This is a genomic window from Panacibacter ginsenosidivorans, assembly GCF_007971225.1.
In the GTDB taxonomy this organism is placed as follows: Bacteria; Bacteroidota; Bacteroidia; order Chitinophagales; family Chitinophagaceae; genus Panacibacter; species Panacibacter ginsenosidivorans.
Genome location: NZ_CP042435.1, coordinates 2,669,906 through 2,683,310 on the forward strand (window position 1 = coordinate 2,669,906; position 13,405 = coordinate 2,683,310).

The window sequence follows — 13,405 nt, forward strand, 5'->3', positions numbered from 1 at the left end:
AATATAAAAATAAGCATTGCAGCTTTTTAAAATCTAAAGAAGCCGATTTGGTAAAACTGCTTACTGCTGTTTACTGATATAAATGCACAAGAGTGCGACGCAATAGCAGCCTAATCTGGGTTTCAAAAGCCGGAAGCATAAAAAACTTTCTTATCAAAGGCTTCTGTATCAATTTTTGCCTTACTTTTGCCGTCCTTTCACAGGGAGGCAGTGATGGTGACTGTTTCCTGGTAGTTGAAATAACAATTTTTGGGTTAGTAAAACATTATTTATGAAACGTACATTTCAACCGCATACACGCCGCCGCAAATCAGTACATGGATTTAGGGAGCGCATGCAGACTGCCAATGGCCGCAAAGTGCTGGCTAGCCGTCGTGCGAAAGGCCGCAAAAAATTAACTGTTTCTGACGAAAGAGCATTAAAGTAACAGCACCCCCTCTAAAAGGTGTGAAGACCGATATTATTTAAAGCCTCATCTTTGTGATGGGGCTTTTTTCTGTTGTATATGGCAAAACAATTTTCATACGGAAAGGAAGAAAAACTGAAAAGCAGGAAGCTTACGGAGCAGCTTTTTAGTAAAGGAAAAACGTTTACTGTGTTTCCGCTAAAGGTCTTTTATATGCCTGTTAAGGAAGAATTAGATTTCCCTGTTAAGGCAGGTGTAGGCACCGGCAGCCGTAACTTTAAAAAAGCTGCAGACAGAAACCGGGTGAAACGTTTGTTACGGGAAGCTTACCGAACTGAAAAAAATGCTTTAACTGATTATGCCAGGGCTAATCAAAAACATGTGGCTATTTTCTTTTTGTACATTGATAAAGTTTTGCCGGAATACACGCTCATAAAATCAAAAATGCCGCTGGCTATTGGTAAACTGATAAAACAATTGCATGAAGTGGCTGTTGCAAATACTTAGTTACCCTTTTATACTGCTGATAAAGCTTTACCAGTATACCATCTCACCCATACTTGGGCCTAAATGCAGGTTTACGCCTACCTGTTCTCAATATAGTTTGGAAGCATTTAGAAAATATGGCGTATTCAAAGGCTTTTGGCTAACAGTAAAAAGGATCAGCCGCTGCCACCCGTGGGGTGGGCACGGGCATGATCCTGTTCCATAAAAAAGCTATTACCAAAGTAACAGCTTAAATTTTGTTCCCATCTGAATTAACTACTGGCATCGTTCCTTGCGTCGCACTCTTGTGCTACAAATCAATACTCAGCAAGTACTAACTGAAAACTTTATCAGGACGGTATAATGTCTTCCCTGAGATATTCATTTCCTTATTCTTTTTGAATTGAAGTAACCATTTATCAATTGAAAAACTGCCGCTTCCTTTTATGGCTGATGCTACTGATATCGCAAGAAACAATAGGTCGAATTCAATACCTTCTCCTTTCTGAACGCCAAACCAATTCATATAAAAACCATTCTGCGCATGATCAACAACCATTGCTCCTGTTATTACAATACCCATCAAAACAGCATTAATTCTACCTGCAAAACCTAATATTAATAAAAAAGCACCAAGTGTTTCAATCAGTATAACAAATGCTCCAAGTAAAGCTGGTATTCCTACTGTTCCGGTGAAATAATTGATAGTGTTATTCCAGCCAAAACCATTGAACCAGCCAAACGCTTTTTGAAGTCCGTGCGCCATTAAGACTACTCCCAGAGCAACTCTTAAAATAAAAGCGCTATAATCATTTCCTGTATTTATTATTTTTCTGAACATAACCTTGATTTAGAGAGTTATTAATTACCGTAAAAGAATTGCTCTTTCACGATCTTTCCGTTTTCCCAATGCTGCACTGAAACCTGTTTGTAATTACGTACACCCCAATCTTTATGTGTGTAATCAAAATGCCATATAACAGTTGTAATGCTATCGCCAACTGCAACACCTTCTACTGAAGCGCCTCTGAAATCTGTGATACTTCCAAAGAATTCATTTTCCCTTCTGCGGTTTGCATCTTTACCAACAGTTGGTTCAGCAGCGTTTTCCTGCATTACCACTTCATCATCATAATACAATTCAAAGCCATCCAAAGCTTTTCCTTCAAGAATCAATTGATTCAGATGACTGATCTTTTCTTTTAACGTTTGCATATTTTGTAGTTTTTGTTTTAAAAATTTACTCTACAAAAATGCTATTACAATGAAGGCGTTTCCAATAACGTATGGTAAGAAATAAACTTGATCTATGTTAAGAAAAACTCAGCTGTTCTTTGCACGCTGGCTACGAATGCGGCTCAACGATTCAGGGGTTATACCAAGAAAAGAAGCTATTTGTTTTAGGGGAAGCCTTTGTTCAAAAGATGGATAACGTTCAACAAAATTACAATAACGCTGATCAGCGGGGAGACTCATATTTTCAATCAACCTTCGCTGATGCGAAATAAAAGCTCTTTGTAATTTTATCCTGAAGAATCTTTCAAAAACAGGATACTGAAGTAATAATTTATCAAAAGCAGTTTTCTCTATTAATAATAATTCTGCATCTTCTAATGCATCAACATTTGTAAGTGCAACCTTGCCTGAAACAAAACCAAACATATCACTTATCCACCAACCTTCTTCTGCGAACATCAGTATATGCTCCTGGCCTGCTTCATCAACATAATATTGACGCAGACATCCTTTCGTAATAAAACATTCATATCTACATGGATCGCCGGCTTGCACCAGGTACTGTTTTCTCCGTAAGCTTTTATTCTTAAGAATAGAAATAAAATAGTCACGCTCTTCATTTGAGAGTGTGATATGATCAGCAATATTTTTTAAAATAAGATCGTACATTATTTTTTCTTGCCAGTACTATCCTCGGCAGGTTTTGCGCCTGTAAGCTTCTCAAGTTTATCAATCGTTTCCCTTACTTCTCTTACGCTATAAAATCTGTACACTTCAGGATCTTTATCTCCAACTTTTTCAATTGATGTCATGCGATGATACGGCCCAACAATAAATGCATCGGTATTGTCTGTGATCTTGGCTGCAGTGTAGGGCAGAATAAAAAAAGTTTTATTTGCAACATTTGTGTTGGCTCCTGTCATCATTTGTTTTAATGAATCAATGTTATGTGCAAGTTCTTCCTGTGTCATTACCCTGTTGGCTTCCTGAACTGTTGAATATTTTTGAAAGCCACCAATAATAGTATCTCTTGCTTTTGCATTTACAATAAAATACCCGGCCCCATCGATGTCTATGTTTTGATCACCAGAACTCAACTTTACAGTCAGCGTCTTTTTATTGCCGCCGGAAAAATTAATCTCCTTATCATTATGTCCAAACGTATCTTTTACAGTTATCACTTTTGAAGCTTCATCAATTGCAGCCCCATTGTTTGAATACACAATAAGCTTTTGTGAGCCATTGCTACAAGACACTAAAAAGAGTCCAACAATACCGGTAAGCAATAAAATGTTTTTCATGACAAATAGTTTTAAATAAAAAGTCCTGCAAAGAGTTTACAGGACTTGAAAGATAATAAAGTTTATGAATTTTATTTTGCTGCAGCAAAACGTTCTGCAACTTTGTTCCAGCTGATCACGTTCCAGATTGCCGCAAGATAGTCAGGGCGCTTGTTCTGGTACTTCAAATAATAAGCGTGTTCCCAAACATCCACGCCAAGTATTGGTGTGCCTTTTACTTCAGCAACATCCATCAAAGGATTATCCTGGTTTGGTGTAGAAGAAATCTCCAGCTTGCCATCTTTAACAATCAGCCATGCCCAGCCACTACCAAAACGGCCAACACCTGCTGCGGCAAATTTTGTTTTGAACTCATCAAAGCTGCCAAATGTTGAATTGATCGCATCTCCCAATGCACCTGATGGCGCACCACCTGCATTTGGTGCAAGGCTTTCCCAAAAGAAAGTGTGGTTCCAGTGGCCACCACCATTATTACGAACAGGCGCAGAAATAGCCCCTGCATTTCTAACTAATTCTTCAAGACTTTTGTTTTCATTCGGCGTTCCCGCAATTGCTTTATTCAAATTATCAACATAAGCCTGGTGGTGCTTTCCATGATGTATCTGCATGGTCAGTGTGTCAATATGTGGCTCCAATGCGTCGTGTGCATAAGGCAGCGCAGGTAGTGTAAATGCCATACTATAAGTTTTTAGATTAACAATCTTTTTTTAAAGAGCAACAAATTTACTTATTCATCATTCAAATGACCAATATAAAAATGAATGTTTCTTAACTCGAAAGAATTATTATGAGCCAGGCTTAATTTTTTCAAAAGATCGTTCCTTGCGTCGCACACTTGTACTGTTGAATGCAATGCAACAAACTAAATGATTAGTTCTATTGCTTACGGGTCATTTTTCATTGTTAACTGCTGTTAATTTTTTTTGTCAAATACATTGTTAAGCTTGATTATGCTTTTAATCTGTTGTACATCATTTTCATCCAACAGATAGTAAAAAACAATGAAGCATATGAAAAAGCTAATTTATTCCATCATTGCACTACTCATGATAATTTTTGGGGGGTGCAGCAGCTCAAAGATCACCAGCAGCTGGAATGATAAAAATAGTATTGAAAACCCTGTTAAGTTTAACAAGATAATTGTTGTAGGATTATTCGATGATAACAACCGTGCACTACGCAGACAAATGGAAGGCCAGCTTGCACAGCAATTGCGCAGCGAAGGATTCAATGCCGTGACATCCGTGAGTATTTACGGTCCAAAATCTTTTGAAAATGTAAGCGAAGAAAAGGCTTTGAAGATGATCAAAGACAACAGTGTTGATGGTGTGATAACTATTGGTCTTATTGATAAATCGAAAGACAGGAGCTATGTACCCGACAATAATTATTGGGGCCCCCGCTATTATCGCCCTTATGCATTCAGGCCATGGGGTTATTATTACAGGCCATACTATATGCCTGGTTTCAGAAGCGGCCATTACGAAACCAATATCAATTACACATTTGAAACGAACCTGTATGATGTAAACAGTAAGAAACTGATTTATTCCGTGCAAACACAAAGTAATGATCCTTCTACTATGGGTACACTTACTTATGATTATTCAAGATCGGTGATGAAAGACCTTAAGAAAAATAATGTGCTTGGATAACATTATTGAATGCGAAGTGGAAATGGAAAAGCCGCATTGATGCGGTTTTTATTTGCACTAAATATTTTATAAAACAGAACATTGGCTGTTGAGTACTAATAAGAACGCACAAGTGTGCGACGCAACAGAAGCTTAATGCATGCACAGAAGCTTAGTACAAAAAAATATTTATAAAATTAGTGGCGGTAATATTGTCCAACAGGCATTTTGAATAATTGATTACGCTGGTATTGTTGAAAACCTTTTACATCATCACCATGTTGTTGCACCCATTGTGTATATCTCTGCGAATCTGTAAGCGGGCCTATTAGCCATTGGTTGTATGCGTCAAAATATCCTTCACGCAAAAGATCCCGCTGATATTCGAACAAGTGAAAATTAATTTTTTTGCTGTCTTCGTTGTTATACCAATTTAAAATAAACCGTGTTCTAAGCGCAGTAAGCATTTCAGGGGAAACATCGTAGCGGCCGAATGAGGTAAGATTACCAAGGTTTATGGCTACCTGTTTTTCAAAAGTTGAAGTGCTTTGTTTTGAATTATCAAGAATAGAAATATCGTCAAATAGTTTTTTATACCCCCCATATAAAATATTTTTTATTTCTTCTGTACGTTTACTCAGGCTCTCAATATTCACAAAAATTTCTCCGTAAAGCAGGCCCCAGATAATATTCCCTTTTTGCGCATAATATTTTGTAGCGAAATAATAATTGCCGCTGTAATTGGGATCTGCTTCAATACCTCTCTCCCAATACTTTATTCCTTCTGCAGGATTTGTTGATGAAAGAAATTCGCCATAATCACAATTCAATGCGCCGCTTTTTGGAAACCTGGTGAGCGCCTGCTTATACATTTTCTCACTTTCCTTTGTTTCGGCAATCGCTTTGTATGCAAGCCCAAGTATCTGGAAACTTTGTGCATCCGCATCCTGTCTTGCAGTTATCTTTTTACAAAGATCAATGGTATTGGCGAAGTCCCGTTGCAGGTAAAAGACAAATGCTTTGTCTTTTAAAATATCAATATCATCAGGCTTTAACTCAAGAGCTTTATCAAAAGCCTGCAATGCACTGGGGAAATCTCCCTGGCGCATAAAACTGCGGCCGGTTTCGTGAAAGGCATCAGCATCCTGAGCATGCACAAGTGCAATACTCATCATCATTATAACTGCAATGCAACTGAATCTATGTGTTAAACGCTTCATTCTGTAATAAGATGTGTAAGCAATCCATCCCTGAGTTTAGGTTCAAACCAGGTGCTTTTTGGTGGCATCACATTTCCGGAATCTGCAATAGAAAATAACTGTTCTATACTTACAGGATATAAACTAAATGCCGCAGCCATTTCTCCACTGTTAACCCTGTTCTCTAATTCGGCAAGGCCACGAATGCCACCCACAAAATCAATATTTTTATCAGTGCGCTGATCATGAATATTCAAATGCTTACCTAAGACATTATTTTGTAAAATGGTTACATCAAGTACACCGATCGGGTCTTCAGTATAAGTTCCTTCTTTTGCTGTAAGCTTGTACCATTTCTTTGCAGCATAAAAACCAAATTCATGCAATGACTGTGGCTTATATGCTTTACGGCCGCTTTCTTCAACAATAAAATCCTGGTTCAACGCCTCAAGAAAACTTTCTACACTATGCCCATTCAGGTTTTTAACAACACGATTATAATCCATTATAACCAACTGGCTTGCGGGAAATAAAGTGGTAAGAAAATAATCTGCTTCAGGCGTAGCATCTTTGCCCAAGGCTTTTCTAACCTTTGCTGCAGAGGCTGCACGATGATGACCATCCGCTATATAGGTGCAGGGAACCTGCGTTTCAAAAATCGCTGTTATCTTTTCGATAGCAGCCGTATCATTGATGATCCATACAGCATGTTCAATACCATCATCAGCAGTAAAGTTATATACCGCTGTTTTAGTCTTCATCCATTTTTCTATGAGTTCATCCAATTCTTCAACATTGCGGTAAGCAAGAAAAACATTTCCTGTTTGTGCGCCTGTTGTTTTGATATGATTGATTCTATCCTGTTCTTTCTCGGGTCTTGTAAATTCGTGTTTCTTAATAATGCCATTCTCGTAATCATCAATACTGCTTACACAAACCAAACCTGTTTGACTGCGCCCATCCATGATCAAACGATACACGTAATAACAATCTTTATTTTCCCTGAACAGTATATCTCTTTTTAAAAATGCGGTAAGATTTTCTTTTGCTTTTTCATAAACCTCGGCACTGTGTATATCTGTTGATTCAGGAAGGTCTATCTCGCTTTTGGTGATATGTAAAAAACTGGCCGGGTTGCCTTGTGCTTCTATTCTTGCTTCTGCACTGCTTAATACATCATATGGCCTGCTGGCAACCTGTTTGGTAAACTGTGCCTGAGGCCGTAATGCTTTAAATGGTCTTATACTACTCATTGAATGTTAGTTAATTTTTGGTAGACTCTTTACAGCAATAATCATGCATGCTTTTCAGAAAAGTCTTTCATTAAATCTGTGATTGCCTGCACACTGCTAAGCGGCAAAGCATTGTACATACTCACTCTTAGCCCGCCTACACTTCTGTGACCCTTTACGCCTACCATACCATTTTGTTTACATAAACCCAGGAACACATCTTCCATTTCTGGTTTTGCGGTGGTGAAGGTTGCATTCATAAAGCTCCTGTCTTCTTCCACTACAAGTGGCCTGAATGCAGGTAACGCGTTAAGTGTATTATAAAAAAGATCTGCTCTTTCTTTTGCCCTCTTTCCCATTTCAACAAGGCCACCTTCTTTTTTTATCCAGCGCATGGTTAGTAATGCCACATACACGGCGAACACAGGTGGTGTATTCAATAAAGAACCCGCTTCTATATGATTACGGTAATCCATAATTGCAGGTATTGCTCTTTTAATACCCAGTATATCTTTTCTAACCACAACAATATTTACACCAGCAGCACCCATGTTCTTTTGTGCGCCTGCATAGATCAGCGCAAATTTTGAATAATCAAACGGGCGGCTGAAAATATCACTGCTCATATCTGCAACAAGCGGCACATTGGTTTCAGGAATATGATGCCATTCTGTGCCTTCAACGGTATTATTAGTGGTAAAATGCAGGTATTTTGCATCAGCTGGTATGCTGAAATCTTTTGCTATGTAAGAATGATTTCTATCTTTTGTAGATGAAACAACAATTGCATTACCAAACAGCTTTGCTTCTTTAACAGCTTTGGTTCCCCAAATGCCATTATCAACATAAGCTGCTGTCTCGTTACTATCCAACAGGTTCATGGGTACCTGCATAAATTGCGTGGAAGCACCGCCATGTAAAAACAATACTTCATGCTCATTACCAATGTTCATGAGTTCTTTTACAAGGCTTCTTGCTTCTGTCATTACATCGCCAAACCACGAAGTGCGGTGGCCTATTTCAAGAATTGATAACCCAATGCCATTAAAATCGTGAATCGCTGCTGCAGCCTGTTCCATCACTTCATCCGGAAGTATAGACGGGCCGGAATTAAAATTATGCATCTTCATATATCCCTTTCAATTGAAGTTGCAAAATAAAGGAATTGTAAACAATGCATTGTTAATAACAATTGTTAGCAGCAGAAAAGCCTATTGATAATCACAGGAATTTTTTTGGTGATGAGCTTTTGTTTTTTATGGCATCCCGGGTTGTGTCACTCACTTGTACTGTTGTCAGGGTATGAGCTTTAAGCAATCAGGTATCAGCAAAAAACTTACAGTTGCTACTTGTTGCTGAAACATGCTTTTCAGTACAAGAGTGCGACGCAACAGGTGATGATAAGTATTGCTTAAGCCGGGTACAAAAAAATTATACCCGAACATATATCTTCTTTTTATCGAGTATATAACCAATGCTCCAGCAGAAAAGCATGTAGGTAACCGCAAAAAGAAAGGAACCAATATAAGCGCCTGCATGCGCAAAAATATTTTGATAGATCCATTGAAATAATGAAAGATCGCCAACGGGTATTATCCAGAGAATAATAACAGTAAGCTCTGACAGCAGGTAAATAAACAATGGGTTACGGCCAAAGACCTGGAAAAAATAAACACCTTTTGTTTTGCCAAGAAAGTCAACAAAATAAATAATGCAGGCGAGTATCATACAGTCTAAACCCACAGTATTTAATACAAATGAACTGGTCCATAGTTTTTTATTGATGGGGAAACCAAGGTTCCACCAATACGCTATAATGAATAAAACGAATCCTGTCATCAGCAATTTGGCAAGACCTTCAAATGTGTTGCCTTTCTTTTGCAGGTACCTGCCCACGAAATAACCGGCTACTACATTTACGATGGAAGGAAATGTACTAAGCAGTCCCTCCGGATCAAATGGAAAACCTTCTCCTCTGTATAAATGGTTTTCTCCTATCAGCCATGTATCCAGCTTAAGTACGGCATTTCCATGTAAACTTAGCGGGTCAGCTGCATCCCCAAACAACAACATTACAGGCCAGTATAGCAGAAGAATTGCAACGGAAATAATAATAACCGTACGAGGTTTTAAGAAATATACTAAAAGACTGGCGGCACAATAACCAAGTGCTATACGTTGCAGTACGCCAAATATTCTCGTATTGGCAATGGGTGCTAAAATTATATTGCCTGCATCATTCTGGCGAACAAAAGGAAACCAATACATTAAATAACCCAGCAGGAAAATAATGATGGTACGTTTGAATATTTTGCCCATTACTGCACCTGTACTCATATTTCCCCATTTGCTCATTACGAAGCTCATAGCATTACCTACTGCAAACATAAAAGAAGGAAATACAAGATCTGTAGGTGTAAAGCCATTCCATTTGGCATGCTGCAAAGGAGCAAAGGTGGTTTCTCCATTGCCGGGGGTGTTTACGATGATCATGAAGCAAATGGTCATTCCCCGGAAAACATCAAGCGCAGTAAAGCGTTGGTTGTTGGTAGTTGTCATGTTGTTTTGTTCAGTAACCGAATATAAATATTATGATCATCCGGAGGCAAAAAAATGTGATATATAAATGCAAAGCTAAAATTCAGGTTATTTTTGATAAAAACGTCTTCCGGATTATATAAATAAGCCAGAACAAATTGTTATGGCAATTATTACCATGTATTTTTCGTTACTTTTGCACACCAAAATTCATGGAACACCACTGTAAAAACATCTTATGCCAAAAACTAGAATTGCCGGAATAGGCATGTACGTACCCAAAAATATTGTTACCAACGCTGATCTTATGAGATACATGGATACCACTGATGAATGGATCCAGCAAAGAACGGGTATCAAAGAAAGAAGATATGCAGACCGGATTGGAGAAACTACCACCACAATGGGAGCCGAAGCAGCAAAGATGGCGATAGAGAATGCCGGTATTACAAAAGATGAAGTTGATTTTGTTGTATTCGCAACACTTTCTCCTGATTATACTTTTCCCGGCTGTGGCGTTTTGCTGCAAAGAGCAATGGGCCTGAAAAATATTGGTGCCCTGGATGTGCGCAATCAGTGCAGCGGCTTTATTTATGCGTTAAGCGTCGCTGACCAGTTTATTCGTTCGGGTATGTATAAGAATATTCTTGTGGTAGGTGCGGAGAAACATTCTTTTGCGCTTGATTTTTCTACAAGAGGCCGTTCTGTTAGTGTAATGTTTGGAGATGGAGCCGGTGCCGTTGTAGTGCAGCCAACAGAAAAAGAAAATGATGGCATTTTAAGTACGCATCTTCATTGTGATGGTAATGGTGCGGAAGTGTTAGCGTGTTACAATCCCGGAACCCATGCTAATCATTGGGCAAAAGAAACTGCCGCAACATATCCTGAACAGGATTGGTTCGGAAACCAGTACATCACACAGGAAATGATTGAAAACGCACAGATATATCCAAACATGGATGGCCATGCGGTGATGAAAAGGGCTATTACTTTTTTGCCTGATGTAATTAATGAAGCCCTTACTGCAAACAATTATACTATAGATGATCTGAATATGCTCATCCTGAACCAGTCAAATGCACGTATCGCAGAGTTTGTGCAACAAAAGCTTGGTTTAACAGATGATGAAATCTATATAAATATTTACCGCTATGGTAATACAACTGCTGCATCAATTCCTATTGCAATGTATGAGGCGGTAAAAGACGGCAAACTAAAAAGTGGCGATCTTCTTTGTTTAGGAGCTTATGGCAGTGGTTTTACATGGGCCAGCGCCTTGATAAGATTTTAGATAAGCAATGGAATGCTTGCTTGCTAATTTTATTTTTCTGGAAATTGTTTTTAGTCGGCTCATGGATAAAGCGTACAAGAGTGCGACGCAACAGCAGCCCAACTTATTTACTGCAGTTGGGTACATCGTAGCTAAAATCGTATAGTAAATATTGTTCCTTTCCCGGGTTCGCTTTCTACTATAATGCATCCACCTAAAGATTCAATCTGGTTCTTTGTAATAAACAAACCAATACCAATAGCATGCGGGTTGGCGTGAAACGTTTTGTACATACCAAAAAGTTTATCGCCATGTTTGGAAAGATCTATACCCAGCCCGTTATCAGTAATAGATAAACATTTTCTTCCCTTATCAAAAAAAGTTCTGATCTCTATAACAGGTCTTATATCAGGTTTTCTGTACTTGATTGCATTAGAAAGTAAATTGAGCACAATACTCTCAAGGTAAGCAGGAATATATTCGATCTCTTCATATTCGGCTGTATCATGCACTATGATTGCATTTGTTTCATTGATGGTTGGGCGCAATACATCAAGTACCTCATTCAGGGTATCACTAAAAACAATATTAGTCCTTGGAATAACTGAACTATTCTGCGCCTTCACTGTTTCTGTAAGATGTTCAATAGTTTGGTTGAGATTGGCAGATATCTTTTTAAGATACACAAGCAATTCTTTTTGTTGAACAGGATCACTATTGGCATCAAGCAATTTTAGAATGCTCTCCATGTTGCCTGCATGTGATCTTAAATTATGCGAAACGATGTGCGCAAAATTACTAAGCGATTCATTCCTTGCAGTAATAACATCTATAGAGTTTTTTATCTGGTCATCTTTGAGTTTCTGCGCATGTATATCCTGCGTAATACCACGTATGGTAGTAATACTGCCATCTGTATTAATTACAGGTTTGCCAATTGTTCTTATCCATTTCAGGTTTCCTTTTGCGGTTACAGATTCAAATGTTACGTCGTATGCTTTGCCGTTGTGATAGGCTTCTTTTAGTAAGGCTTTAAAATGTATACGATCTCTCTCCTGCAGGAACTGGAACAGGTTGCGGATCAATGGACGAAAGTCTTCTTCTGTTTCATGAAGCTCAAACATGGCAGGCGACCAGATGAGTGTATCGTTTGCAAAATTTATTTCCCAACTGCCGGCTTTTATTAATGCTGTTGATTCGTTGATGAGGAATTGGTAGCGCTCCAATTCCATTAATAATCTTCTGCGCTGATCTTTATTAGTGAGCGAGCCAACTACTCTCACAGGTCTTCCTGCCCTGTTGAGTTTTGCTTTACCAGCCGTTTCAAACCAATGATAAGTTCCATCTTTATGTTTAAGCCTTATATCGTTTATGTAAGGCGCACTGCTTTTAAAATGCCCGCTCATCATTTCAACAGTTCTCTTTACGTCGTCAGGGTGTAGCAATTCATTAAAAAAAATATCGTAAGTAGATTCTATCTCGCCACGCTTATAACCAATAAGTTCATATACTTTATCAGAGCACCACAATTGCCCCGTTCTTACATCAAGATCCCATATGCCTGCATTAACGCCTTCAATAATCAGCCGGTGTTGTTCCTCATCTTTTGCAAATGCATTTTTATCCATTGTTATATCCATATGGCATCCCTCCATCTTTAAGGCGGTACCCTGCTTTGACCATTCGGTTATGTTTGCTTTGCAAAGTGTATAAATTGTTTTTCCCTGTATTGTATGATAACGCAACACCATCTCAAAAGATATTTTACCTTTTGAAACTGCGTGCCGTGCATACAGTTCCATAGCCTTCTTAAGATCATCTTTTAAAATAAGATATGCTTGCTCTGCAGATTTTTCACTGGCATTATGTATGTGGGAAATTGTCTTTCTAAAAACAGTATGTAGTGGCTCTCCGTTTGCAGCAATATTCCAACGCAAATAATTTACAAAGGTTTCAGGAGAAATGAAGCGTGTTTCATCAACAAGGTTTTCGGTTAACATGAATTGGATATTTTGGATTTTCAAATTACCGTAAGCATTATAAAATTAGAAATTTTATGCCGGTTTTCCTTATCCAGGTGCTTAAATCTTTTTATAAAGAAAA

15 protein-coding genes are annotated in these 13,405 nt (G+C 38.3%); 5 read left to right on the forward strand and 10 right to left on the reverse strand.

The features are described 5' to 3' along the window. Nucleotides 1–271 precede the first annotated feature (271 nt). The 3 genes from rpmH to yidD all read left to right on the forward strand — a co-directional run bounded on the left by rpmH (nt 272) and on the right by yidD (nt 1,118). Entirely contained in the window at nt 272–427 is a 156-nt protein-coding gene (gene rpmH, locus FRZ67_RS11270; protein ID WP_147189656.1) for a 50S ribosomal protein L34, read from the forward strand. Between the two features lie 78 nt (nt 428–505). Then, the gene (locus FRZ67_RS11275; protein WP_147189657.1) at nt 506–913 is read left to right on the forward strand and encodes a ribonuclease P protein component; all 408 of its coding nucleotides are present in this window, start codon (nt 506–508) and stop codon (nt 911–913) included. Beyond that, complete coding sequence (yidD, locus tag FRZ67_RS11280; protein ID WP_147189658.1) at nt 888–1,118, forward strand: membrane protein insertion efficiency factor YidD; 231 nt, start codon at nt 888–890, stop codon at nt 1,116–1,118. Before FRZ67_RS11275 ends, yidD begins: the two co-directional genes overlap by 26 nt. A gap of 108 nt (nt 1,119–1,226) precedes the next feature. Here the strand turns inward: yidD and FRZ67_RS11285 are convergent, their stop codons facing one another. The 5 genes from FRZ67_RS11285 to FRZ67_RS11305 form a co-directional block, all read right to left on the reverse strand. Next, entirely contained in the window at nt 1,227–1,733 is a 507-nt protein-coding gene (locus tag FRZ67_RS11285; protein WP_147189659.1) for a DoxX family protein, read from the reverse strand. 20 nt (nt 1,734–1,753) lie between these two features. After that, nucleotides 1,754–2,107 (reverse strand): SnoaL-like domain-containing protein, encoded by a 354-nt coding sequence (locus tag FRZ67_RS11290; protein WP_147189660.1) that lies wholly within the window; start codon nt 2,105–2,107, stop codon nt 1,754–1,756. Nucleotides 2,108–2,215: 108 nt separating this feature from the next. Further along, nucleotides 2,216–2,797, reverse strand: a complete 582-nt coding sequence (locus FRZ67_RS11295; RefSeq protein ID WP_225975579.1) for a Crp/Fnr family transcriptional regulator — start codon at nt 2,795–2,797, stop codon at nt 2,216–2,218. Then, the gene (locus FRZ67_RS11300; RefSeq protein WP_147189662.1) at nt 2,797–3,429 is read right to left on the reverse strand and encodes a hypothetical protein; all 633 of its coding nucleotides are present in this window, start codon (nt 3,427–3,429) and stop codon (nt 2,797–2,799) included. The genes FRZ67_RS11295 and FRZ67_RS11300 overlap by 1 nt, the downstream gene beginning before the upstream one ends. 71 nt (nt 3,430–3,500) lie before the next feature. Next, nucleotides 3,501–4,106 (reverse strand): superoxide dismutase, encoded by a 606-nt coding sequence (locus FRZ67_RS11305; protein ID WP_147189663.1) that lies wholly within the window; start codon nt 4,104–4,106, stop codon nt 3,501–3,503. Between the two features lie 333 nt (nt 4,107–4,439). On the opposite strand from FRZ67_RS11305, the gene FRZ67_RS11310 reads away from it, so the two are divergent. Then, nucleotides 4,440–5,084, forward strand: a complete 645-nt coding sequence (locus FRZ67_RS11310) for a hypothetical protein (protein ID WP_147189664.1) — start codon at nt 4,440–4,442, stop codon at nt 5,082–5,084. 176 nt (nt 5,085–5,260) lie between these two features. Here the strand turns inward: FRZ67_RS11310 and FRZ67_RS11315 are convergent, their stop codons facing one another. The 4 genes from FRZ67_RS11315 to FRZ67_RS11330 all read right to left on the reverse strand — a co-directional run bounded on the left by FRZ67_RS11315 (nt 5,261) and on the right by FRZ67_RS11330 (nt 10,053). Further along, nucleotides 5,261–6,283, reverse strand: coding sequence for a tetratricopeptide repeat protein (locus tag FRZ67_RS11315; protein ID WP_147189665.1), 1,023 nt, complete (start codon nt 6,281–6,283; stop codon nt 5,261–5,263). After that, the gene (locus FRZ67_RS11320) at nt 6,280–7,515 is read right to left on the reverse strand and encodes a DUF1015 domain-containing protein (protein ID WP_147189666.1); all 1,236 of its coding nucleotides are present in this window, start codon (nt 7,513–7,515) and stop codon (nt 6,280–6,282) included. Before FRZ67_RS11320 ends, FRZ67_RS11315 begins: the two co-directional genes overlap by 4 nt. Nucleotides 7,516–7,556: 41 nt before the next feature. Beyond that, nucleotides 7,557–8,624: a 3-phosphoserine/phosphohydroxythreonine transaminase gene (serC, locus tag FRZ67_RS11325; RefSeq protein ID WP_147189667.1), complete on the reverse strand. Its 1,068-nt coding sequence runs from the start codon at nt 8,622–8,624 to the stop codon at nt 7,557–7,559. A 301-nt stretch (nt 8,625–8,925) separates the two neighbouring features. Next, nucleotides 8,926–10,053, reverse strand: a complete 1,128-nt coding sequence (locus tag FRZ67_RS11330; RefSeq protein ID WP_147189668.1) for an acyltransferase family protein — start codon at nt 10,051–10,053, stop codon at nt 8,926–8,928. A gap of 217 nt (nt 10,054–10,270) precedes the next feature. Between FRZ67_RS11330 and FRZ67_RS11335 the strand changes: the two genes are divergently transcribed. Beyond that, nucleotides 10,271–11,323, forward strand: a complete 1,053-nt coding sequence (locus tag FRZ67_RS11335; RefSeq protein ID WP_147189669.1) for a 3-oxoacyl-ACP synthase III family protein — start codon at nt 10,271–10,273, stop codon at nt 11,321–11,323. 131 nt (nt 11,324–11,454) lie between these two features. On the opposite strand, the gene FRZ67_RS11340 is transcribed toward FRZ67_RS11335, so the two are convergent. After that, nucleotides 11,455–13,302 (reverse strand): sensor histidine kinase, encoded by a 1,848-nt coding sequence (locus FRZ67_RS11340; RefSeq protein WP_147189670.1) that lies wholly within the window; start codon nt 13,300–13,302, stop codon nt 11,455–11,457. Nucleotides 13,303–13,405 lie beyond the last annotated feature (103 nt).